At 63.9% G+C, this 22,973-nt stretch carries 24 protein-coding genes; 9 read left to right on the top strand and 15 right to left on the bottom strand.

Features of this window, described 5'->3' with window-relative positions; translation table 11 throughout:
* The first annotated feature begins 43 nt into the window (after window positions 1–43).
* The 3 genes from sodB (at window position 44) to hpaI (ending at window position 1,981) form a co-directional block, all read left to right on the top strand.
* The gene (gene sodB / locus IGW03_RS14240) at window positions 44–622 is read left to right on the top strand and encodes a superoxide dismutase [Fe] (protein ID WP_194723232.1); all 579 of its coding nucleotides are present in this window, start codon (window positions 44–46) and stop codon (window positions 620–622) included.
* A 230-nt stretch (window positions 623–852) separates the two neighbouring features.
* Window positions 853–1,071: a hypothetical protein gene (locus IGW03_RS14235; protein ID WP_194723231.1), complete on the top strand. Its 219-nt coding sequence runs from the start codon at window positions 853–855 to the stop codon at window positions 1,069–1,071.
* 103 nt (window positions 1,072–1,174) lie between these two features.
* A complete protein-coding gene (gene hpaI, locus IGW03_RS14230) occupies window positions 1,175–1,981 on the top strand; it encodes a 4-hydroxy-2-oxoheptanedioate aldolase (protein WP_194723230.1) in 807 nt (268 codons plus the stop codon).
* A 177-nt stretch (window positions 1,982–2,158) separates the two neighbouring features.
* On the opposite strand, the gene IGW03_RS14225 is transcribed toward hpaI, so the two are convergent.
* A complete protein-coding gene (locus IGW03_RS14225) occupies window positions 2,159–3,121 on the bottom strand; it encodes a LysR family transcriptional regulator (protein ID WP_194723229.1) in 963 nt (320 codons plus the stop codon).
* A gap of 135 nt (window positions 3,122–3,256) precedes the next feature.
* Here IGW03_RS14225 and IGW03_RS14220 point away from each other — a divergent pair, with 135 nt between their 5' ends.
* Window positions 3,257–4,054 carry an HAD family hydrolase gene (locus IGW03_RS14220; protein ID WP_194723228.1) on the top strand — a complete coding sequence of 266 codons (798 nt, stop codon included), beginning with the start codon at window positions 3,257–3,259 and terminating at the stop codon, window positions 4,052–4,054.
* 81 nt (window positions 4,055–4,135) lie between these two features.
* Window positions 4,136–5,419: an NAD(P)/FAD-dependent oxidoreductase gene (locus IGW03_RS14215; RefSeq protein WP_194723227.1), complete on the top strand. Its 1,284-nt coding sequence runs from the start codon at window positions 4,136–4,138 to the stop codon at window positions 5,417–5,419.
* A gap of 110 nt (window positions 5,420–5,529) precedes the next feature.
* On the opposite strand, the gene folE is transcribed toward IGW03_RS14215, so the two are convergent.
* Together folE and IGW03_RS14205 are read right to left on the bottom strand one after the other, a co-directional pair.
* Entirely contained in the window at window positions 5,530–6,099 is a 570-nt protein-coding gene (gene folE, locus IGW03_RS14210) for a GTP cyclohydrolase I FolE (RefSeq protein WP_194723226.1), read from the bottom strand.
* Window positions 6,100–6,165: 66 nt separating this feature from the next.
* Window positions 6,166–7,086, bottom strand: coding sequence for a helix-turn-helix domain-containing protein (locus IGW03_RS14205; protein ID WP_194723225.1), 921 nt, complete (start codon window positions 7,084–7,086; stop codon window positions 6,166–6,168).
* A 159-nt stretch (window positions 7,087–7,245) separates the two neighbouring features.
* Between IGW03_RS14205 and pobA the strand changes: the two genes are divergently transcribed.
* From pobA to IGW03_RS14190, 3 genes are all read left to right on the top strand, one after another.
* On the top strand, window positions 7,246–8,427 hold the full coding sequence (gene pobA, locus IGW03_RS14200; RefSeq protein WP_194723224.1) for a 4-hydroxybenzoate 3-monooxygenase: 1,182 nt from the start codon (window positions 7,246–7,248) through the stop codon (window positions 8,425–8,427).
* A 195-nt stretch (window positions 8,428–8,622) separates the two neighbouring features.
* Window positions 8,623–9,798, top strand: a complete 1,176-nt coding sequence (locus IGW03_RS14195; protein WP_194723223.1) for an ABC transporter substrate-binding protein — start codon at window positions 8,623–8,625, stop codon at window positions 9,796–9,798.
* Window positions 9,799–10,077: 279 nt separating this feature from the next.
* A complete protein-coding gene (locus tag IGW03_RS14190; RefSeq protein ID WP_194723222.1) occupies window positions 10,078–10,842 on the top strand; it encodes a ZIP family metal transporter in 765 nt (254 codons plus the stop codon).
* A gap of 25 nt (window positions 10,843–10,867) precedes the next feature.
* Here IGW03_RS14190 and IGW03_RS14185 read toward each other — a convergent pair whose 3' ends face one another.
* From IGW03_RS14185 to IGW03_RS14130, 12 genes are all read right to left on the bottom strand, one after another.
* On the bottom strand, window positions 10,868–11,545 hold the full coding sequence (locus tag IGW03_RS14185) for a helix-turn-helix domain-containing protein (RefSeq protein ID WP_194723221.1): 678 nt from the start codon (window positions 11,543–11,545) through the stop codon (window positions 10,868–10,870).
* Between the two features lie 90 nt (window positions 11,546–11,635).
* Window positions 11,636–12,853: a CynX/NimT family MFS transporter gene (locus IGW03_RS14180; protein WP_194723220.1), complete on the bottom strand. Its 1,218-nt coding sequence runs from the start codon at window positions 12,851–12,853 to the stop codon at window positions 11,636–11,638.
* Window positions 12,854–12,917: 64 nt separating this feature from the next.
* Window positions 12,918–13,619 (bottom strand): ABC transporter ATP-binding protein, encoded by a 702-nt coding sequence (locus IGW03_RS14175; protein ID WP_194723219.1) that lies wholly within the window; start codon window positions 13,617–13,619, stop codon window positions 12,918–12,920.
* The gene (locus tag IGW03_RS14170; RefSeq protein ID WP_194723218.1) at window positions 13,612–14,364 is read right to left on the bottom strand and encodes an ABC transporter ATP-binding protein; all 753 of its coding nucleotides are present in this window, start codon (window positions 14,362–14,364) and stop codon (window positions 13,612–13,614) included. The genes IGW03_RS14175 and IGW03_RS14170 overlap by 8 nt, the downstream gene beginning before the upstream one ends.
* The gene (locus IGW03_RS14165; protein ID WP_194723217.1) at window positions 14,361–15,413 is read right to left on the bottom strand and encodes a branched-chain amino acid ABC transporter permease; all 1,053 of its coding nucleotides are present in this window, start codon (window positions 15,411–15,413) and stop codon (window positions 14,361–14,363) included. Before IGW03_RS14165 ends, IGW03_RS14170 begins: the two co-directional genes overlap by 4 nt.
* A complete protein-coding gene (locus IGW03_RS14160; RefSeq protein ID WP_194723216.1) occupies window positions 15,410–16,276 on the bottom strand; it encodes a branched-chain amino acid ABC transporter permease in 867 nt (288 codons plus the stop codon). Before IGW03_RS14160 ends, IGW03_RS14165 begins: the two co-directional genes overlap by 4 nt.
* Window positions 16,277–16,584: 308 nt before the next feature.
* Window positions 16,585–16,977: a 4-carboxymuconolactone decarboxylase gene (pcaC, locus tag IGW03_RS14155; protein WP_194723215.1), complete on the bottom strand. Its 393-nt coding sequence runs from the start codon at window positions 16,975–16,977 to the stop codon at window positions 16,585–16,587.
* A gap of 1 nt (window position 16,978) precedes the next feature.
* Entirely contained in the window at window positions 16,979–17,767 is a 789-nt protein-coding gene (gene pcaD, locus IGW03_RS14150; RefSeq protein ID WP_194723214.1) for a 3-oxoadipate enol-lactonase, read from the bottom strand.
* A 14-nt stretch (window positions 17,768–17,781) separates the two neighbouring features.
* Window positions 17,782–19,152 (bottom strand): 3-carboxy-cis,cis-muconate cycloisomerase, encoded by a 1,371-nt coding sequence (locus IGW03_RS14145; protein WP_194723213.1) that lies wholly within the window; start codon window positions 19,150–19,152, stop codon window positions 17,782–17,784.
* 49 nt (window positions 19,153–19,201) lie between these two features.
* Complete coding sequence (pcaF, locus tag IGW03_RS14140; RefSeq protein ID WP_194723212.1) at window positions 19,202–20,404, bottom strand: 3-oxoadipyl-CoA thiolase; 1,203 nt, start codon at window positions 20,402–20,404, stop codon at window positions 19,202–19,204.
* A 45-nt stretch (window positions 20,405–20,449) separates the two neighbouring features.
* On the bottom strand, window positions 20,450–21,094 hold the full coding sequence (locus IGW03_RS14135; RefSeq protein ID WP_194723211.1) for a CoA transferase subunit B: 645 nt from the start codon (window positions 21,092–21,094) through the stop codon (window positions 20,450–20,452).
* Window positions 21,091–21,762 carry a 3-oxoacid CoA-transferase subunit A gene (locus IGW03_RS14130; RefSeq protein WP_194723210.1) on the bottom strand — a complete coding sequence of 224 codons (672 nt, stop codon included), beginning with the start codon at window positions 21,760–21,762 and terminating at the stop codon, window positions 21,091–21,093. Before IGW03_RS14130 ends, IGW03_RS14135 begins: the two co-directional genes overlap by 4 nt.
* A 257-nt stretch (window positions 21,763–22,019) precedes the next feature.
* Between IGW03_RS14130 and IGW03_RS14125 the strand changes: the two genes are divergently transcribed.
* The gene (locus IGW03_RS14125) at window positions 22,020–22,883 is read left to right on the top strand and encodes an IclR family transcriptional regulator domain-containing protein (protein ID WP_194723209.1); all 864 of its coding nucleotides are present in this window, start codon (window positions 22,020–22,022) and stop codon (window positions 22,881–22,883) included.
* Window positions 22,884–22,973 lie beyond the last annotated feature (90 nt).

The following is a 22,973-nucleotide window of genomic DNA, read 5'->3' as shown; positions in this document are numbered from 1 at the left end:
TTCAAAAACAACATCAACCGCCCAAAAACAGAAAGGAAGCCAAATGGAACACACCCTGCCACCTTTGCCTTACGCGATGGACGCACTTCAGCCGCACATCTCCAAGGAGACGCTGGAGTACCACTATGGCAAGCATCACCAGGCCTACGTGACCAACCTGAACAACCTCATCAAGGGCACGGAATACGAAAACGCATCGCTGGAAGAGATCATCAAGAAATCCTCGGGCGGCGTGTTCAACAACTCCGCACAGGTCTGGAACCACACTTTCTTCTGGAACTGCATGGCACCCAATGCCGGCGGCGCACCGACCGGCGCACTGGCCGACGCCATCAATGCCAAGTACGGCTCCTACGACAAGTTCAAGGAAGAATTCACCAAGTCCTGCGTCTCCAACTTCGGTTCCGGCTGGACCTGGCTGGTCAAGAAGGGTGACGGCTCCGTGGACATCGTCAACACGTCCAACGCCGGCACGCCGCTGACCAGCGCCGACAAGCCGCTGCTGACCTGCGACGTGTGGGAGCACGCGTACTACATCGACTACCGCAATGCCCGTCCGAAGTTCGTCGAGGCATTCTGGAACGTCGTCAACTGGGATTTCGTCTCGAAGAATTTCGCCTGATCTCTCAAGCTGAACCTGCACCACAAGGCCCGCGAAAGCGGGCTTTGTTTTTGGCGGTGGAACAAATGTTGCAATACCGTTGAAGAATGCAACCGCCGCCGCGGTTGAACCGTTCTGTCGAGCCCGGCACGGCGAGCTTCGTACATGCATCAGTAAAAAATGCAGGCGCGCAGCCGTCACGGCAAGGACAGCGATAACGCAAAGCAAACATTTGACCGAGGAGTCATGCCATGTCTCAACAGGAACCGCACGAGAATCCGTCCCACTCTCCGCCCGAAGTACCCGTCACGCCGAATCCTGGCCCCGACATAGCGCCTGCCTCGCGGCCGGAACCGGAAGTTTCTCCGCCGCTGGACCCGGTCGTGCCGTCCGGGCCACAAGGACCGGAAATCCAGCCGGATGCCATCCCGCCGGAATTTCCCGGCACCATCGGACCGGTCACGACCTGACCTGGGAATAGCGGCTCGGGGCAGCTTGGGGCAGCGGCGACACGCTTTGCGTGCCGGCGCTACCATAGCGTCTTTACGTTTCGTCACTGCCCCTTAACGCCGAATGCATACACCTGAAAACACCTTCAAGCGCGCCCTCGCCCGCCGGCAAGCGCAAATTGGCCTGTGGGTCGGCCTCGCCAATGCCTACTCCGCTGAAATCTGCGCCGGCGCCGGTTTCGACTGGCTGCTCATCGACGGCGAACACGCACCCAACGACGTCCGCAGCATGCTCGCGCAGCTGCAGGCGGTCGCGCCCTATGCATCGCATCCGGTCGCGCGGCCGCCGATAGGCGACACGGCGCTGATCAAGCAGTACCTCGACCTCGGCGTGCAGAGCCTGCTCGTGCCCATGGTGGAAACCGCAGAACAGGCAGCCGAACTGGTGCGTGCCACGCGCTACCCGCCCGAGGGTGTACGCGGTGTCGGCAGCGCGCTCGCACGCGCATCGCGCTGGAACCGCATTCCAGGCTACGTGGATGAGAGCAACAATGAAATCTGCCTGCTGGTGCAGGCGGAGTCCACAACGGCTTTGAAGAACTTGGCCGCGATTGCGGCGGTCGATGGCGTGGACGGCGTATTCATCGGTCCCGCCGATCTTTCCGCCTCCATGGGCCACCGCGGCAATCCGTCCCATCCGGATGTGATGCAGGCCATCGACGACGCCATCGCCACCGTGATCGCCGCAGGCAAGGCTGCAGGCATACTCACCACCGACCGCAGCCTTGCGCAGCGCTACCTGGATCTCGGATGCAGCTTCGTTGCCGTCGGCGTGGATGCCATCATGCTGGCGCAGGCGACCAGCGCCTTGGCGGCGCATTTCAAGGGCGGCGTCCGGACGGAACCGGCCGCCCCGCGTCTCGGTTATTAATACCAATCCCAAGCCATTCCATGCCATGAGATCGCGTCTTTTTCCGCCTGCCGGCGTTGCGCTCGTCATCCATAGCCCGCTATGGACTCCTCCCGCGCCTTGCCAGTCGAAAAAATCCATCAATCTCATTCGGCATGTCATGACTTGTGATTGGTATAAGCTCCGATCGCAGCCACCTCAGCGCGGCTTACGCGTGCGCTGCAGCCTGGCCGCATCGCGATGGAATGCGCCAAGCTGCTTGTGCACCACCTGCTGGCCGTTCTCGATGACGAAGTCCTGAAAGGCGGCCGCGACCGTCGGGATCGGCTTGTCGGTCAGATGCATCACATACCAGTCCGCCTCCACCGGATTCTCGGCCATCGGTAGCAGACCGACCAGGCCGGCTTCAAATTCCAGCGTGCAGGCATGCACCGACAGGAAGGCCACGCCCAGCCCAGCCACCGCCATCCGCTTGATCGCTTCATTGCTCGACAATTCGGAGCCGATGCGCAGCGGCATGCCCGCTTCCTTGAACAGTCTCTCCACCGTAGTGCGCGTGCCCGAGCCGCGTTCGCGCACCAGCAGGTTGGCATCCATGATGTCGCCGAGGGCCACGCGCTTTCTTTTCATCAGCGGATGATCGGGACTGGCGATGAAGGCCATGGGATGCCGCGCGAAGCGCGACGCATTGGTCCTCAGCTCGCGCGGCGGCGTGCCCATGATGGCCAGGTCGATCTCATGCTTGGTCAGCATGCTCACGATCTCGTTGCGGTTGCCGGCCTGCAGCTTGATGCGCACGCCCGGCCGCTCGGTCGTGAACTGCACCAGCATCGGCGGCAGCAGGTACTCGGCCGTCGTGATGGCCCCAATACGCAGCGTGCCGCTGATGGCGCCCTTCAGCGCCGCGACCTCATCGGTCGCCTCTTCCCACAGGCGCAGTATGCGATCGGCGAAATCGACCATGACCTCGCCGGCGGCGGTCAGCTGTATGCCGCGTCCCACCTTGCGCGTCAGCGGCGTGCCGGCGGCTTCTTCCAGCATGCGCAGCTGCAGCGACACGGCAGGCTGGGTCACATGCAGTGCTTCCGCCGCACGCGACACGCTCTCGTGCCGCGCGACAAGAAGCAAGGCTTCGAGCTGTTTGAAGCTGGCGGGATTCATAAGGTATGCCTTATCAAATACACAGAAAAATTAATTTTTCTTTTCAATTGCTTGCCCTTATATTAACAGCCATCAGACGACGAAACATGAATCGGCATCGCCATGACGGCGGCCATTGAAACAAGGGGTATCCGAATGGGAATTGAATTGCTTGTTCTCACGCTCGACGGCGTGATGTTCGATACCGAAGACGCGCACCGGCGCGCATGCAATATCGCCTTCAAGGCCTGCGGCATCGACCGGCACTGGGGCGTCGCCGAGTTCCGCGCGGCGGCAAGCCGCAGCGCCGCGCTGGCGATCACTCACGCACAAGGCGTCTCCGCACGTGACATGAAGGCATTGCTTCGCCAGAAGCATGATGCCTTCCATGCCTTGGTGCTCGACGGCGCAGCCGGCGTGAACGGCGAATGCCTGTCGCTGGCGGAAGAAGCGCTTGCCGCCGGCTGCAAGCTGGCGATCGTGACCGACCTGCCTGCGCGCACCGCCACCGCCTTGCTGGAGCAAGCCTGCGGCGAAGCGGTGAACGACATGTTTGCCGTCGTTGCAAGCGGCGCCGAACTCGGGGATGCAAACGGCAACGGCCCCTACCAGCTTGCGCTGCGTACCGTCGGCGTCGAAGCCGAACATGGGGCGGCCATCGAGGCTTCCGCATCAGGCCTCGAAGCCGCGCGTGCTGCAGGAATTTGGACGTTCGCCGCGTCGATGATGCATGGCGTGCGGAATGCAGCGTCAGGCGACCGCGGCCGTTCCCATCTCAGGGAATGGCGCGACATCGCGGATGACGATGCTTCAGTACAGTCTCCCAAGCCGCGCGCGCTCGGCTTCGACATGCTGTGCATGCTCAAGCAGCAGCATCGGCAGCAGCGGCCCGATCCGCAGCCGCAGCGCATGCCTCGGCCGAAGCTTGTCCTGCCGGCACGGCGCTCGGCATAACGCGACATAGCGCAACCTCGGAATTCAAGGCGATGCTCGGTCCTTATCGATTCGGAATTTCAATCAGTCTGGAGGCAAGTCATGCAAACCATTGTCATTGCAGGAGGGGGAGCCGGCGGGCTTGAGCTCGCAACGCGGTTGGGGGACAGCCTGGGCAGGCGGGGCCGCGCCCGCATCATCCTGGTCGACCGCTCGCCCGCGCATTTCTGGAAGCCGCTGCTGCATACGGTCGCTTCCGGCATGCGCGATCCCCAAGTCCATGAAGTGCAATACGCGGCCCAGGCTGCAGAGCACGGCTTCGAATTCTCCTGCGGCGAAGTGCTCGGCGTGGACCGCCGGCGCAAGACCGTATCGCTGGCCCCCTACCGCGATGCAAACGGCACCGAGGTCCTGCCGCCCCGGACAATCTCCTACGACAAGCTGGTCCTGGCCTTCGGCGCAGTCACCAATTTCTACAATATTCCCGGCGCCGCCGAGCATTCGATGACCCTGGACAGCGTCTGGGAAGCGGAACAGTTCCGCAAGCGCTTCCTCGCCTGCTGCATGCAGGCCAGCAGCCGGGGCACGGCGGTCAAGCTCGTCATCGTCGGCGGCGGCGCCACCGGCGTCGAGCTTGCGGCGGAACTCAGCCATGCGGTGCGCGAACTGGCCCGCTACAACGTGCATGCGCTCGATCCGGAACGGGATGTACACATCAGCCTCGTCGAACGCGGCGAACTGCTGCTGCCGCATCTCAATCCGCGCCTGTCGCGCCGGGCGGCCCGCCACCTCGCTTCGCTGGGCATCGGGGTGCTCGCCTCCACCACCGTGGCGCGCGTCGAACGGGACGCCGTGGTGGATGCGGCCGGAACGCGCCATCCATCGGACATGACGCTCTGGGCCGCCGGCGTGGAAGGCCCGCAGGTCTGCGCGACGATGGGCCTGGCCCTGAACCGGCTGGGACAGATCATCGTGACGCCCTGCCTGCAGACGCTGGAAGACCGCGACATCTTCGCCATCGGCGACTGTTCCAGCTATGTTTGCCCGTCCAGCGGCGCCGCCGTGCCGCCGCGCGCGCAAGTGGCGCACCAGCAGGCGATGTACCTGGCGGAGATCCTGTCGTCAGACCGGGGAAGCGAGCGGCCGCCGTTCCGGTATCGCGACTACGGCTCGCTGGTCTCCCTCGGCCCGGTCGCCGCGGTCGGCAGCCTGCTGTGCAGCAATCCGGAACGGGAGATGCTCGTGGGCGGCATCGCGGCCCGCGTGCTGTACGGCCTGATGTATCAGAAGCATGTGATGGCCCTGCACGGCTTTTTGCGCATGGCTGCGCAAAGCTTGGCGCATTGGCTGCGCGGCAAGGTGACGCCGCCGGTCAAGCTGCATTGACATCAATGGCTTGACGGAACAGGCAAAAAAACACCGGCCTCGCGTGCCGGTGTTTTTTGTCATGCGGTGTTGCGGCCTTCATGCAGAGCGGGCCGCTACCTTGCTTCGATTCAGTCCTTCTCGCGCGCCAGCGACAAGAATTCGGTACGCAGGCCGAGATTGGTGCGCATCTCGCCCAGCAGGGCCGAGGTCACGGTTTCCTCGCCCGGCGTCTGGATGCCGCGGCTTTCCATGCACATGTGGCGGCAGCGGATCACGACGCCGACCGACAGCGGCTCGACATGGGTCATCAGCGCTTCCGCGACCTGGATGGTGAGGCGCTCCTGCACCTGTAGGCGCTTGGCGAAGCATTCGACCAGGCGCGTCAGTTTCGACAGGCCGACAATCTTGCCGTTCGGGGTATAGCCGACGGTAGCAGTGCCGAAGAACGGTGCCAGGTGATGCTCGCAATGACTGTACACCGGGATGCCGCGCACGACGATGAGCTCGTTGTATTTTTCGGCGCCGTCCTCAAAGACCTTCAGGATCTCGGCCGGGTCCTGATGGTAGCCGGATGTCCAGTGCCGCCACGCCTTGTCGACGCGCTTCGGTGTTTCATGCAAACCCTGGCGGTTCGGGTCTTCACCGATGTGGCGCAACAGCCGGCGCCAGTCTTTTTCGGAAAAGTCGTGGTCATCCATGTAAGGACTCCTTATTTCATGAAGCAGGCATTGTATCGAAGGCGCGCCGACGGTGCTTGCCGCCGTTCATCGAAAATGCCCCTCGGCGGGCGATTCCGTTGAATAACCGCTAACTGCGCGCTGCCGGAAATCCTTGGGCGGACATCCGGCGGCGCGCTTGAAAAAGCGCGTGAAATAGGCCGGATCGGAGAATCCGATGGCGTACGACACTTCGCTGACGGTCATCGAGGTATAGACGAGGTTGCGCTTGGCCTCCAGCAGCACGCGCTCATGGATGAGTTCCAGCGCCGACTTGCTGACCGTCTGGCGGCACAGCAGGTTGAGGTGGGCGGCCGTGATGCCGAGCCGCTTCGCATAGTAGCCGACCGGCCGGTGCTGCAGGTAATTCTCTTCCAGCAACTCGCAGAAGCGGGCGAAATGCCTGGTACCCCTGCCCGCCTCGCGCTGCATGCCGGAAGGCATCTGCATCGCATGACGGCTCAGCCAGGCCAGGATGGCGCCTAGCAGCGCTTCGATCAGGACGTCGCGGTGCGGCGCACTGCCCCGGTATTCCATGTCAAGCGCGCCGAAGGCCATCCGGATGCAGGCGCTTTCCTGGTCCTCGCCCAGCGCATGCAGGCTGGGGCTGGTCAGGCTGGCCAGCCCGTCCGGCATCTGGCGGGTCAGCTTGTTGATCAACGGATAAGCCAGCGTGACCACATGGCCCACCGTGTCCCGGGCGAACTCGAAACCGTGTATGCAGATCTGCGGCACCATCAGCACATGGCCGGCGTGCATCATTCTCTGCTGGTCGTCGAGCTGGATGCGGGCGCTGCCGCTCTCCAGATACAGGATCTGGAACAGGCCGGTGTGCTGATGCGGCTTGATGTGCCAATTGTGCAAACGGCTGCGAGCCGCAATCGACTCGCAGTGCACCATTTCCGGCGTCGGCCAGTTTTCATGCTCGCCGTACAGCTGATAGACGGGTACTGCGCCGACGCTGGTCATTTCCTCTCCTTACGCATTCCGTGCCCGATGCCCGGAAACCAGACGTGCGGACATCCGCAAATATGCGAAAAGTACAATTTATTCCCAAAAAAGTCCATTCTCAACCGGCGTTTCCGGAACGAAGATAGCGCATAGCCAACAAGATTTCCGGAGACGGTCATGAAAACCCAAGTCGCCATCATCGGCGCCGGCCCCTCGGGCCTGCTGCTGGGCCAGCTGCTGCAACGCCAAGGCATCGACACCGTGATCCTCGAAGCCAAGTCGCCCGAATACGTGCTGGGACGCATCCGCGCCGGCGTGCTGGAACAGGGCACTGCGGAACTGATCCGCGAAGCCGGCGCCGGGGAGCGCATGGACCGCGAAGGCCATGTCCATGAAGGGTTCAGCCTGTCTTTTTCCGGCCGGCGAGAGCGCATCGATTTGAAGGGACTGACCGGCGGCAAGACGGTGATGGTGTACGGCCAGACCGAAGTCACGCGCGACCTGATGGATGCAAGGAAGGCTGCTGGCGGCATCAGCATCTACGAGGCCCACGACGTGCAGCCGCATGACTTCGAGACCGACAGGCCGCGCGTCACCTTCGTCAAAGATGGCGAAACCGTCGAGCTGGAATGCGACTACATCGCCGGCTGCGACGGCTTCCACGGCATCTCCCGCAAGTCCGCGCCCAAGGACAAGCTCAAGACCTTCGAACGCGTCTATCCCTTCGGCTGGCTCGGCATCCTGTCGCGCACGCCGCCGGTAGCGCATGAACTGATCTATGCCAACCATGAGCGAGGCTTTGCGCTGTGCAGCATGCGTTCGGATGTCCTCAGCCGCTACTATGTGCAGTGCTCGCTCGACGACAAGGTGGAAGAGTGGTCGGACGAGCGATTCTGGAACGAACTCAAGGCCCGCCTGCCCGAAGACGTTGCCGCCTCGCTGGTGACCGGGCCGTCGATTGAAAAAAGCATCGCGCCGCTGCGCAGCTTCGTCGCCGAGCCGATGAAGTTCGGCCGCATGTTCCTGGTCGGCGATGCCGCGCATATCGTGCCGCCGACCGGGGCCAAGGGGCTGAACCTGGCTGCCAGCGACGTTTATACGCTGTACCACGTGCTGCGCAGAACTTACCATGAAGGCCGGACCGACCTTCTGGACAAGTATTCCGAGCTCTGCCTGCGCCGCATCTGGAAGGCCGAGCGCTTCTCCTGGTGGATGACCTCGGTGCTGCACAAGCTGGGCGACGATCCCTTCGGCCAGCGCATCCAGCTGGCGGACCTGGAGTACTACACCGGCTCGCTGGCCGGCCGCACGACCATTGCGGAGAATTACGTCGGCCTGCCCTACGAGAAGGTGGAGTAGAAAGTATTGAGCCGGCACTGCCGGCGCATCCGCCGAAAGCGTGCGTTAGGCGAACATGCGGCTGCTAAGCGCACAACGATTCAGTTATGATGACCCAAAGCAGTTCCCGGCCCTGTCGCCGCCTGCGGGCAAGCCGGCCCTGATTTGCAAAGACCAATAACCTTCAATGGCCCCGGGCCATCACAGGAGACAAGCATGAAGATCAGCAAGATACTGGCATCCATCGCCGCCATCGGCACCCTCGGGCTTACCGGCATCGCGGCCCATGCGCAGGAAACCATCAAGGTCGGCCTAGTGGCGCCCTTCTCCGGCCCCTTCGCCGACTACGGCAAGCAGATGGAAAGCGGCATCAAGGCCTACATGAAGCAGCACGGCGACAAGGTCGCGGGCAAGAAGGTCGAGATCATCATCAAGGACACCACCGGCCCGGTGCCGGAAGTGGCCAAGCGCCTGGCGCAGGAACTCGTGGTGCGCGACAAGGTGGACTTCCTTGCCGGCTTCGGCCTGACTCCGGAAGCGCTCGCGGTGGCGCCGATCGCCGAACAGGCGAAGAAGCCGATGATCATCATGAACGCCGCGACCTCGATCATCACCACCAAGTCGAATTACATCGCCCGCGTGTCGATGACGCTGCCGCAGGTCTCCGGCCCGATGGCGACCTGGGCGGTCAAGAACAACGTCAAGAAAGTCGTCACGCTGGTGGCCGACTACGGCCCCGGCATCGATGCGGAAACCGCCTTCAAGACCAACTTCATCGGCGGCGGCGGACAGGTGGTCGAGTCGATCCGCGTTCCGCTGCGCAATCCCGAGTTCGCTCCGTATATCCAGCGCATCAAGGATGCCAAGCCGGAAGCGGTGTTCATCTTCGTGCCGGCCGGCGAACAGGGCATCGCCTTCATGAAGGGCTATCGCGAGCGCGGACTGGCGGAAGCCGGCATCAAGGTCATCGCGACAGGCGACCTGACCGACGACCATGTGCTGCCGGCCATGGGCGATGCGGTGCTGGGCGTGATCACCAGCTTCCATTACTCGGCGGCCCACGATTCGCCGGAGAACAAGACCTTCCTCAAGAACTTCGCCGACGCCAACCCGGGCAGCGGCCGTCCTAACTTCATGGCCGTGGCCGCCTATGACGGCATCCACGCCATCTATGAGGTGTCGAGGAAGCTCAACGGCAAGATCGACGGCGACAAGGCCATGGCAGCCCTCAAGGGCATGAAGATCAACAGCCCGCGCGGCCCGATCACGATCGACCCCGCCACCCGCGACGTGGTGCAGACGGTCTATATCCGCAAGGTGGAAAAGGTGAACGGCGAAGTCTACAACGTGGAGTTCGACAAGTTTGCCGACATGAAGGACACCGGCAAGTAAGCCGAAACGAAAACCGCAAGCCACATCATGGAGGGGCCGCCGGCAGGGTGGCCCCTCTTCTTTTTCGGGCATGCTCGGCAAGCATGGCAAGTACGGCATGGTCCATCCGACATGCCGGATGGCAGCGAATCGGCAAGCCTGAAGACTTGCGCGTGAACCTTCTTCGCGCGGCACCGTCATTTAATCAGGAGACAAGACAAGTTCCGTACCGGCCGGCTTTGCCCAAGCCGATACGGTTTGTGCCGGCACGATGGCACGCTGACGGTGAGGATGAAACACATGCACGGTATCCCGATTTGGCTGCAGGCCGGTTTCTGGGGCACGGTTGCCGGGGGCGCCCTTCTGCTCGGTGCGGCCATCGGCTACTTCGTTCGCGTGCCGCAGCGCCTGATCGCCGGCATCATGGCTTTCGGCAGCGGGGTGCTGATCTCCGCGCTGTCCTTCGAACTGATGGAAGAAGCCTATGAAAAAGGCGGCTTCAGTTCGACCGCCATCGGATTTCTCGGCGGCGCGGCGGTGTACACGGCGGCAAACTGGCTGCTCGCGCGCCAGGGAGCCAAGCATCGCAAGCGCTCCGGGCACCAGCAGACCAAGGAAAGCGAAGACAGCGGCAGCGGACTGGCGATCGCCGTCGGCGCCCTGCTCGACGGGATTCCCGAGTCCATCGTGATCGGCCTCTCCATGGTCGGCGGCCATGCGGTCAGCGCGGTCGCAGTCGCGGCGATTTTCCTGTCCAACATTCCCGAAGGATTGTCGAGCGCATCCGGCATGAAGAAGGCCGGCCGCACCCCGGCTTACATCTTCGGCATATGGGGCGGCATCGCGCTGGCATCGGGCATTGCCGCGCTGGTCGGCTACAGCGTGTTCCAGCATTTTTCTGCGGGCGTGACATCCGCGACCACCGCGGTCGCCGCCGGCGCCATCCTGGCCATGATCGCCGACACCATGATTCCGGAAGCCTTCGAGCACACGCACGACCTGACCGGCCTGATTGCGGTCGGCGGCTTTCTCGCCGCATTCACGCTGAGCAAGATGGGCGGATGAGGCACCGGTTTGTCGCGTCTGGTCCCTACACTTCCAGCAGCCCGCTGCGCACGCCGAGCACGGCGGCGATCTGTTCGCGGTGTATGGCGTTGAGATGCAGCACCGTCTCGCGCGCCGCGTATTCGAGCTGCGATATGCCGAGGCGGGAAGCCATCTGCGCTTGTGAAATGCCGAGGTATTCCCGCCATGCCCGCACCGGCGTCCAGTGATGGCTCAGCACCAGGGAAACCACTTGCGCCGGCGTGCCTTCGCGCCGGTTCTGCTCGACCCAGGCGGTCATCTGGGCTTCGCGCTGGTCCGACTCGTCAAGCCATTCGAAGGCTTCGCTGGTTTCGTAGAACACCTTGATGCTGGCGCCGGTATCGAGCAGGGACAAGGCAGTATCGGTGGAAATCTGGGAGAAGCGGCTTGCGCTGTAGATCCAGGCGAAGCGCAGCATGCCGGCTTCGCGCATGCGGGGAAACCAGTCGGTGGCCACCCAGGAGGCTGCGCCCGACCAGATGCCGAGCACGCGGGTATTGTCGTTGAGGACCTTGAATGCCTGCTCCCCGACCATCAGCTCGAGCATGCGGTCGCACCCCTCCTGCACCGACCCGACCGTCTGGTACCCAATCCAGTCGCAATACAGCCAGCCACGCCCGGGGTCATGCGAGATATGCAGATGGCTCTGCGTGTCGAGCGGAATCAGTCTGGATAAGGGCATGGCGGCTGGCGGCTGTGGATGTTGCAGATTCTAGCATCTGTCAGTTACCTGACAGAAAGCCGGCACCGGTTCATGCCGGCCCATGTCCGCCTATGCCGCTTCCCGCACCGCCGCATTCACATACAGCTTCTGTCCGGCGCCGACGCCCGCGAGGGTGGCGGCGAGGCCGACGATCACGAAGAAAGCCGCAGGGACATTCCAGCCGTCGGTGGCATCCCTGAGCAGGCCGGTGATGAAAGGACCGGTCGCGGCCAGCAGATAGCCGACCAGCTGCGACATGCCCGACAGCGCCGCCACGACATGCGCGTTGGGCGAACGCAGCACCACCAGCATGGTGGCAACGCTGAAGCTGCCGCCCTGGCCGAAACCGAGCACGAGGGCCCACAGCCAGACTTGTTCAGGCGGCGCATACATGCAGGCCATCAGGCCGACCAGCGTCATGGACATCATGACGACGACGATTAGGCGCTGGTCCCGCCCGCGGGTGGCAAGCCAGGGTCCGGCCAGTGCCGTGACGAGCTGGGCCGCGATCGAGGTCGACAGCACCGCGCCGGCGCTCAGCGGCGTGAAGCCGTGGTCGATGAGGATGGTGGGCAGCCAGCCGAATACGCAATAGGCCAGCACCGACTGCAGCCCCATGAACAGGGAGACATACCAGGCCACCCTGCTCCTGCTCAGGCCGCTGACGCGGTAGCGGTTCTGCTGCGGCCCGGAAGCGCCGCGCATGCCCTGCGCGCGCCACGCCAGCGCGCCGAGCAGCGCCGGCAGCGCCCAGAAGGCAAGCGATACGCGCCACTCGCCGCCTGCCGCCTGCTGCAGGGGAACGGCAGCGCCCGCCGCCACCGCCGCGCCCAGGGACAGCGCCATCGTATAGAGGCCGGTGATGAAGCTGATGTTATGGGCGAAATCGCGCTTGATGATGCTGGGCAGGAGCACCATCGCCACGCCGATGCTCGCGCCCGCGAGGAAGGTACCGGCGAACAGGCCCGGCAGGCCGAAGAATCCGCGCAGCACAATGCCGGCGGCCAGCAGCAGCAAGGCGAACAGGATGGTGCGTTCGGCCGAATAGCGCCTGGCCAGCAGCGGACCCAGCGGCGCGATGATGCCGAAGCACAGCACGGGCAGCGTCGTCAGGCCGCCGGCACCGGTCGCCGACAGTCCAGTCGAGGCGCGGATCGCCGCCAGCACCGGTGCAACACCCGACAGCGCGGGACGCAGATTGATGCCGACCAGGAAGATGGTCAAGGCGAGAAGCGGCAGGGAGGCCGCCTTGACGCGGCCTGGGGTGGATTCGCGGGAAATTGTCATGCGCGTATTGTCCACCACATCCTGTTTGCGTGCTGGCCCCTCCCGCCGATGCAGACGGGCAGCACTAGGCCACTGCCACCAGACGGTTGAGCGTTTCGGGATCCTGCATCAGGCTGTCGCTGTCGGACTCGTGCACCACCCTTCCGCGGTCCAGCACCACGGCCTTCTTCGTCAGCGACAGCGCCAGCCGCGCATGCTGCTCCACCACGATCACCGACATGCCGCGCTCCACGACCAGGGCGCGAATCACCCGCGTCAGTTCCTGCACGATGATGGGCGCCAGGCCTTCCATCGGCTCGTCCAGCAGCAGGAGTTTCGGGTTGACCATCAGCGCCCGCGCGATCGCCAGCATCTGCTGTTCGCCGCCCGACAGCTGGTTGCCCATGTTGGCCCGGCGCTCCTGCAGGCGCGGGAAAATCTCGTAGATCTTCTTCACGTCCCATTCACCGGGGCGGGCCACCACCGTCAAATGCTCCTCCACCGTCAGCGAAGGAAACATGTAACGCTCCTGCGGTACCCATCCCAGCCCGGCATGCGCCCGTTCATGGGTTGACATCCGCATGATGTCCTTGCCCTGCCAGCGGATGCTGCCCCCGTGCAGGCGCGTGAGTCCCATCAGCGTGACCAGCAGGCTGGTCTTGCCGACACCGTTGCGGCCCAGCAGCGCCAGGCTGTCCCCCTCCTGCATGGCGAGCGAGATGCCTTCGAGCACCACCGATTCGCCGTAGCCGGCAGTGACCTTGTCGAGCGCGAGCAGTTCAGGCATGTTCGGCCTCCCCCAGATACACTTCCTTGACGCGCGGATCGGCCGCGATCTCTTCCGGCGTGCCCTCGGTAAGCACCTTGCCTCCCACCAGCACCGTGATGCGCTCGGCGAAACGGAACACCAGTCCCATGTCGTGCTCGATGAACAGGATCGTCACTTCGCGCGGCAGCTTCGCGATGACGTCGAACAATTCCTTGCTCTCGGCCTGCGGTATGCCGGCGGCCGGTTCGTCGAGCAGCAGCACTTTCGGTTTCGTTGCCAGCGCCAGCGCGATTTCCACGAGCCTCTGCTTGCCGTAAGGCAGGCTGCGCGTGACGGTCGAGGCATCGCGTTCGAGCTTGAGCATGGCCAGCAGCGCCATGGCCTCCTCGATCTGGGCATGCTGCTGCGCGACCGTCCTGGTCCAGACGAAGTGCTTGCCCTCGCGTTCGCAGATGGCCAGCATCACCGATTCGAGAACCGTGAGGCCGGCGAACAGCGTGTTGATCTGGAAGGTGCGCGTCATGCCGCGCTTGACGCGCTGGTGCTGGGGCAAGGACGTGATGTCGTCATCGCCGAAGAATACGCGGCCGGAAGTGGGCGAAAGGCTGCCGGTGAGCAGGTTGATGAAGGTGGTCTTGCCGGCGCCGTTTGGACCGATCAGCGCATGCCGCGCGCCCGGCGTGAAGCTCAGGCTGATGTCGCTGTTGGCTTTGAACGCCCCCCACTGCTTGGACAGGCCTTCGGTACGCAGCGTGGTATTCATTGCACTCCTCCCTTGCCTGCCTTGCTGCCCCTGATCATGTTCAGCAGCCGCTCGCCGCCGCCGAGTATGCCGCCGCGCGCGAACAGCACGATCACGATCAGAAGCAGGCCGATCCAGAACTGCCAGTAGGCCGGATTGAGCCCGGCGATATAGTCCTGCGCCAGCATGAACACCAGGGCGCCGATCAACGCGCCGTACAGGCGGCCGGTGCCGCCCAGCACCAGCATGATCATGAGCTCGGCCGAGCGGGCGAAGCTCAGCGAATCGAGACCGACGAACTGGGTGGTCTGCGCCAGCAGTGCGCCGGCGATGCCGGCGACGGTGGCGCCTATGGTGAAGGCGACGGTCAGCCGCCTGTTGACGTCGGCGCCGATGGCCGGCATACGGCGCGCGCCTTCGCGTATGCCTTTCAGCGACAGGCCGAACGGCGAATTGACCAGGCGGCGCAGCAATGCGAACACGATGAACAGCACGGCAAAGCTGTACCAGAACGCGGTCTTGCCGTAGAGGTCGAATTCGAACACGCCGAAGAGCTTGTTCATCGATACGCCCGACAGGCCGTCGACGCCGCCGGTGATGAAGGCTGCCTTGTTGGCCGCCTCGAACAGCATCAGGCCGACGCCCAAGGTGACCATCAGGCGCCTCAGATCCTGGCCGCGCACGACCAGGAAGCTGGCCAGGAAGCCGAGCAGGCCCGATACGGCGGCGGCGATCAGCAAGCCGCTGACCGGCTCGCTCCAGCCATGCACCGACAGCAGGCCGGCAGCATAGGCGCCAAGCCCGAAGAAGGCCGCATGGCCGAGCGAGACAATGCCGGCATATCCCAGGATCAGGTCGAGCGACACCGCGAACAGGCCGACGATCATGATCTGGCTGGCCAGCACCAGATAATCGGGAAAGAGGAAGTAGGCAGCAACCGGCAGCAGCCAGAACACGATTTCCAGCGGCTTCCAGCGGTCATTCGGCAAGGCATGCCTGAGCGGCTGGACCGGCTTGGCCGGCGCGCCTTTCGCGGCGTTGGACGGTGTGGACACGCTTGCGGATTTCATGAACGCCTCCCGAGCAGGCCGGTTGGAAACAGGAGCAGCAGGATCACCATCAATGCATAGATGACGAAGGCGCCGATCGCCGGCACGTAGTATTTTCCGGCTACGTCGAACACGCCAAGGATGAGCGCGGCCAAGAGCGGCCCCTTGATGGTGCCGGCGCCGCCCACGGCAACCACCAGCAGGAAGTACACCATGTACTTGATCGGGAAGGTCGGATCGAGCCCGAGCACGTCGATGCCGAGGCCGCCGCCCAGCCCCGCCAGGCCCGAACCGAGCGCGAAGGTCAGGCTGAAGACGCGATTGACGTTGATGCCCAGGCCAGCCGAGGCGACCTGGTTGTCGACCGAGGCGCGGATCTGCGCGCCGAAGCGGGTACGCTCGATCAAGTAGCCGAGCGCCAGCGTGATCACGATGACCACCGCGATCATGAAGAGCCGGTAGGCGCCGACATCCAGGCCAAGCACCGACACCTGTCCGCGCAGGAAATCAGGAAGGGCCACCGGCTGCTGCTGCGGCCCGAACACGTAGGTGGCGCTGGCGACCGCCATGAAGGTCAGGCCGATCGAGAACAGCACCTGGTCGAGGTGACTGGCCTTGTACAGGCGGCGGTAGAGGACGCGTTCGAGTACGAAGCCGACGGCGGCGCTGGCGATGAAGGCCACCGGCAGCGACAGCAGGAACGGCACGCCCATGCGCATCATCAGCGTGACGCTGACGTAGCCGCCGAGCATGGCGAAAGCGCCGTGGGCAAGGTTGACGAAGTTCATCAGACCCATCGTGACCGACAGGCCGACGCTGATGAGGAATAGCAGGCTGCCGTAGGCGATGCCATCGAAGAGCACGCCGATGAAATTGCCGATCATGACCGCCACCTGCGAAGCGCGGGATGCTGCATGGTTGTCTCCATCTATTTTATTTAAAGCATCTTAACTGCTTTGGTACGGGCATTTCTTGTTTTGATGCCTTGGGGTGAGCCGCAATCCTGTATCGGATGTTTAAAGTTTTTTAGCTCGGAGAACGGCTCCCCTCTCCCGCAGGCGGGAGAGGGGGTGGGGGTGAGGGCAGTTGCTGAAACCTCCGAGGGTTTTGCAAGCCCCCTCATCCCCGCCCCTTCTCCCGCCTGCGGGAGAAGGGAGATAACAGCCTAACTTGTAGTAGCGCCGCGCAACTCTCACCCCTTCGCCGCCTCGTCCACCTGCCGAAACACCTCCTGCGCCATATGAAACGCAGAATTCGCCGCCGGCACGCCGCAGTAGATCGCCGCCTGCAGCAGCACTTCCTTGATCTCGTCCCGCGTGACGCCGTTGTTGGCGGCAGCGCGCAGATGCAGCTTCAGTTCTTCCTCGCGGTTCAGCGCCACCATGGCCATGATGGTCAGCAGGCTGCGCGTATGGCGCGGCAAGCCCGGACGCGTCCAGATTTCGCCCCAGGCATAGCGCGTGATGAGGTCCTGGAACTCGCCGTTCAATTCATTGATATTGGCCTGCGCGCGGTCGACATGGGCGCTGCCCAGTACCGCGCGGCGCACTTCCAGCCCCTTGGCGTGGCGTTCGCGTTCATCCATCTCAGACTCCCTTCCCTTCCAGAAAATCGACCAGCGTGCGGGTGAACTCTTCCGCCTGCTCCCAGTTCGACAGGTGCGCCGCATCGAGCTCCGCATAGCGCGCGCCGGGAATGCTGTCGGCAACTGCCTTGCCGTCTTTCGCGGGCGTCGCCAGGTCATGCGTGCCGGCGATCACCAGCGTCGGCGCCTTGATCTTCGCCACATCGGCGCGCTGGTCCATGTCGCGCACCGCCGCGCAGTTGGCGGTATAGCCCGCGGGCGGTGTCCGCTGCAGCATGTCGCGCACCACCGCCACTTCCTGCGGCGCGCGCTGCTGGTAAGCCGGAGTGAACCAGCGGTCGATCACCGCCGGCACGATGGAGGCCATGCCCTCGGCATCGACCTTGGCGATGCGCGTATTCCAAACTTCCGCCGGACCGATCAGTGCCGAGGTATTGCACAGGACCAGGCGATCGAAGCGCTGCGGCGCGTTCACGCCCAGCCACATGCCGGTCATGCCGCCCATGGAGAGGCCGCAGAAATGGGCGCGTTCGATCTTCAGCGCATCGAGCAGCGCGATCACGTCGCCGCCCAGCTGGCCGACGGTGTACGGCCCTGCCGGCACGCCCGACTCGCCGTGTCCGCGCGTGTCGTAGCGCAGCACGCGAAAACGCTTCGCGAGCGTTCCCATCTGCGGCCGCCACATATCCAGCGTGGTGCCCAGCGAGTTCGACAGCACCAGCCAAGGTGCGCCTTCCGCGCCTTCCACCTGGTAATGCAGGCGGGTTCCGTTGTGATCGAGTGTCGGCATCTGATGTGTTCTCCTTAACGGCGGCCGCGGCGGCGGCGCCAGGTTTGCAATACCCGCTCGCCGAATACCCTGGATTGCCCCAAGTAGTTGGCGGGATCGAGCAGCTTGTCGATGTGTTCGGGGTTCAGTTCGGCAGTGATGGCAGCATCCTGCGTCAGTACTTCGCGCAGATGCTGGCCGGAAGCCACCGCGCGGCGGCAGGCATCCTCCACGAGATGATGCGCCTGCATGCGGCCCAGTTTGGCGCCGAGCGCCAGCATGACCGCTTCGGCCATGATCAGGCCGTGCGTGGCGTCGACGTTGGCGCGCATGCGCTCCGAGTCGACATTCAGTCCGGCGACGACCTGCCGCATCTGCTGCAGGGCGCCGGCGGCGAGTTGAGCGATTTCCGGCAGCGTGTCCCATTCGGCCTGCCAGCCGCCGAGCGCGCGCTCATGTTCCTGCACCATGCCCGTGAGCATGGTCGAGACCAGCGCCGGCACCCGCACGGCGCAGGCCAGCACTGCCGCGCAGCCCACTGGATTGCGCTTGTGCGGCATGGTGGAGGAACCGCCCCGCCCTTCTCCGGCGGGCTCGCTGAGCTCTGCCGCTTCGGTCTGCATCTGCAGCGACAGGTCGCGTGCGACCTTCCCTAGCGTGCCGGTCAGCATGCCGAGTGCGGATGCAACTTCAGCCATGCGGTCGCGCCCGGTATGCCAGGGCGTATCGGGCAGCTCGAGCTGCAATTCGGCGGCCAGCGCCTGCGCGACTTCCATGCCCTTGTCGCCGAGACTGGCCAGCGTGCCGGCCGCGCCGCCGAACTGCAGCGCCAGCACGCGCGGACGCAAGGCCTGCAGTCGTTCCTGATGGCGCAGCACCGCATCGAGCCAGCCTGCCGCCTTCAGGCCGAAGGTGACCGGCAAGGCATGCTGCATCCAGGTGCGGCCGATCATCACCGTGTCGGCATGGCGCTCCACGAGATCTGCAAGCGCATCTCCCAGCGCATCGAGGTCGGCATCGATCAGGTCCAGCGCGCGGCGCAGCTGCAGCACCATGCCGGTATCGATCGCATCCTGGCTGGTCGCGCCCCAGTGCACGTACTTGGACGCTTCCTTGTCTTGCCTGGCGACCGCGGCGGTCAACTGCTTGACCAGCGGAATGGCAAGATTGCCGGCGCCGGCCGCCGCTTCCGACAGCGCCTGCAGGTCGAGATGATCGCCGCTGCAGGCTTGCCGGATGGGCTCGACTGCTTCAGCCGGAATGATGCCGGCACGGGCTTCTGCCCGCGCCAGCGCCGCCTCGAAATCCAGCATGCCCTGCACGCAAGCCTGTGCGCTGAACACCTGCCGCATGGCGGCGGTGGAGAACATGGACCCGGTGAGGCTGGCGAGGGGTGAAAACGTCATGATGGCGAGCGGCGTGGTGTCGATAACGGCAGCATACGCTTGATCATGCTTACACGCGCTCGATCACCATCGCGATGCCCTGCCCCACGCCGATGCACATGGTGCACAGCGCATAACGGCCGCCGGTGCGGTGCAGCTGGTACATCGCGGTCGTCACCAGGCGCGCGCCGCTCATGCCGAGCGGATGGCCCAGCGCGATCGCGCCGCCGTTCGGGTTGACGCGCGGATCGTTGTCGGCTACGCCGAGCTGGCGCAAGACTGCAAGGCCCTGCGAAGCGAAGGCTTCATTGAGTTCGATCACATCCATCTGGTCTATCGTCATGCCGAGCTGCTTGAGCAGTTTCTGCGAAGCCGGCGCCGGGCCGATACCCATGATGCGCGGCGGCACGCCGGCGGTCGCCATGCCGACGATGCGGGCGCGAGGCGTCAGGCCGAAGCGGCCGGCGGTCGCCTCGTTGGCCAGCAGCAGCGCGCAGGCGCCGTCGTTGACCCCGGACGCATTGCCGGCGGTGACGCTGCCGTCGGGACGCACCACGCCCTTGAGCTTGGCCAGCGCTTCCATGCTGGTCGCGCGCGGATGCTCGTCATGTTCGACGACGATCGGGTCGCCCTTCTTCTGGGCGATGGTGACCGGCGTGATTTCCTGCGCGAGGGTACCGTTCTTCTGCGCGGCGGCAGCCTTGTTCTGGCTGGCCACGGCGAAGGCATCCTGGTCTTCGCGGCTGATCTTGTAATCGACCGCGACGTTCTCGGCGGTCTCGGGCATGGAGTCGACGCCGTACATTTCCTTCATCAGCTTGTTGACGAAGCGCCAGCCGATGGTGGTGTCGTAGATGGCGGCATTGCGCGAGAAGGCGCTGTCGCCCTTTCCCATGACGAAGGGCGCGCGCGTCATCGATTCCACGCCGCCTGCGATCATGAGGTTGGTCTCGCCCGCCTTGATCGAGCGCGCCGCGGTGCCGAGCGCATCCATGCCGGAGCCGCACAGGCGGTTGATGGTGGCGCCGGGCACGTCCTGCGGCAGGCCTGCCAGCAGCAGCGACATGCGGGCGACGTTGCGGTTGTCTTCGCCGGCCTGGTTGGCGCAGCCGTAGATCACGTCGTCCACGGCGGTCCAGTCGACCTGCTTGTTGCGCTCGATCAGCGCGCGCAGCGGCACCGCGCCGAGGTCGTCGGCGCGCACGTCCTTGAGCGCGCCGGCATAGCGTCCGATCGGGGTGCGGATTGCGTCACAGATAAAGGCCTGAGTCATGGGTGTCTCCGTCATGGAATGGGGTTGAGAGCAATCAATGTGTCATCACAGCGGCACATGCCTGAGCGGCACGCCGGTGATGCGCTGCAGCTCTTCGAAGCTGATATCGGAAATCATCTCGCGCACCGCCAGCCCTTCCGGCGTGACGTCGATGACCGCGAGGTCAGTATAAATGCGGTTGACGCAGCCGATGCCGGTGAGCGGATAGCTGCATTCGGCGACGATCTTGCTTTCGCCGGTCTTGGTCTGGTGTTCCATCATCACGAATACCTGCTTGGCGCCGACCGCCAGGTCCATCGCGCCGCCGACAGCGGGAATCGCGTCGGGAGCGCCAGTATGCCAGTTGGCAAGGTCGCCCGTTGCCGACACCTGGAAAGCGCCGAGCACGCAGATGTCGAGATGGCCGCCGCGCATCATTGCGAATGAATCGGCATGATGGAAATAGGAACCGCCGGTGAGCAGCGTCACCGGCTGCTTGCCGGCATTGATCAGGTCTTCATCCTCTTCGCCCGGCGCGGGTGCCGGCCCCATGCCGAGCACGCCGTTTTCGCTGTGCAGGAAAATCTCGCGCTCCTTCGGCAGGTGGTTGGCCACCATGGTGGGCAGTCCGATGCCGAGATTCACGTATGCCCCTTCCGGGATATCCTTGGCCACGCGCGCGGCGATCTGGTCTCGCGTCATTCGCTTCATGCCTGTTTTCCTTCCAATACCACGCGTTGAACGAAAATGCCCGGCGTCACGATCGCTTCCGGATCGAGTTCGCCGAGTTCGACCACTTCCACCACTTGGGCGATGGTGCACTTGGCGGCCATTGCCATCACCGGGCCGAAGTTGCGCGCGGTCTTGCGGTACACCAGGTTACCCCAGCGGTCGCCGCGCAGCGCCTTGATGAGCGCGAAATCGGCATGGATCGGCGTTTCGAACACGTAGTTGCGGCCGTCGATGACGCGGGTTTCCTTGCCTTCGGCCAGCAGCGTACCGTAGCCGGTCGGCGAAAAGAAACCGCCGATGCCGGCGCCGGCGGCGCGGATGCGTTCGGCGAGATTGCCCTGCGGCGTGAGTTCGAGTTCGATCTCGCCCGCGCGGTAGAGCGCATCGAAATGATGCGAATCGACCTGGCGCGGGAAGGAGCAGATGATCTTGCGCACCCGCTTGGCCTTGAGCAGCGCGGCCAGGCCGGTGTCGCCGTTGCCGGCATTGTTGTTGACGATGGTGAGTTCGCGTGCGCCTTGTTCAAGCAGCGCATCGATCAGCGCCGCCGGCATGCCGGCGTTGCCAAAGCCGCCGATCATGACAGTGGCACCGTCATGGATGTCTCTGACTGCGGCCTGCAGGGATTCGGAAATTTTATTGATCACGTTGGAGTCCTGAAAAGCGGTTGCCGGTGCTGGGCTGCCGGCAACGTTGCCCGATTGACTTTGTTCGATTAACGAACTAATGTCTGTTTATAGAACACTTTTGCAGTGTAGCTATCCCGTTTCCGGGGCGTCAAGACAGAGAAAACGAATGTGTTCGGTGGCCGAACACAACTGGTGACGCGATGCGGCAAGTTCTGGTTGCCCGGAATTTCGCCTGCTCTGGCACGATGCACAGCAATATTTAGGGAAAGAATCAGATGGAAACCGAAGTAAATACGAAGAAGACCGGCAAGGCAGCCTTGGCGGGTTCCAGCGGTCCGGCGGAAGAAAAACGGGCCTTGACCATTGCCGAAGAGATCGATGCGCTGACCGATCCCAGTTTCATGACCTCGCTTGCGCGCGGACTGGCGGTGATCCGCGCCTTCAGCGACCAGCGGCGCAGCCTGACGATCGCGCAGATCAGCCATCGCACCGGCATTCCTCGGGCGGCGGTACGGCGCTGCCTGTTCACGCTCAAGCAACTGGGCTATGTCGATTCCGAAGCCAACAACTTTTCCCTCAAGCCGAAAATTCTGACCCTCGGTTATTCGTATCTGTCATCGACGCCGCTGACGGTGTCCGCGCAGCCCACGCTCAATGCCATCAGCCGCGCGCTCGGCGAATCCTGCTCGCTCGCCGTGCTGGATGAAGGGGAAGTTCTCTATGTGTCGCGCTCGGCCGCCTCGCGCGTCATGTCGGTGGCGCTCAATACCGGCAGCCGCCTGCCCGCCTACTGCACCTCGCTCGGCAGAATCCTGCTGGCCCATCTGGACGAGGAAGCGCTGGCTTCCTACTTTTCGCAAATTGAACTGAAGGCCTTCACCGACAAGACCGTCGTTTCGGAAGCGCGCCTGCGCGAGATCCTGTCCAGGGTGCAGGTTGCCGGCTATGCGCTGGTGGAGGAAGAACTGGAAATCGGCCTGCGTTCGATTGCGGTGCCGGTGCGCGGCGCCTCGGGCAACGTGATCGCGGCACTCAACATCGGCGCGCAGGCCACTCGGGTCAGTGCAAGAAAAATGACCGAGGAATTCCTGCCGGCGCTTCTGAAAGGAGCGCAGGAATTGTCGGTGCTTTTGCCCTGACTCATGCAGAAAGGAAATTTCGCGCACACTGACGGAATCAAACCACGGCAAGCTTGTCGATCATCATGTCGACAAACCAACTTCACCATG

The organism is Noviherbaspirillum malthae (genome assembly GCF_015352985.1).
Lineage (GTDB): Bacteria > Pseudomonadota > Gammaproteobacteria > Burkholderiales > Burkholderiaceae_D > Noviherbaspirillum > Noviherbaspirillum malthae.
Note: the sequence above shows the minus strand (reverse complement) of the source record. Positions and strands in the feature narration are given on the sequence as shown.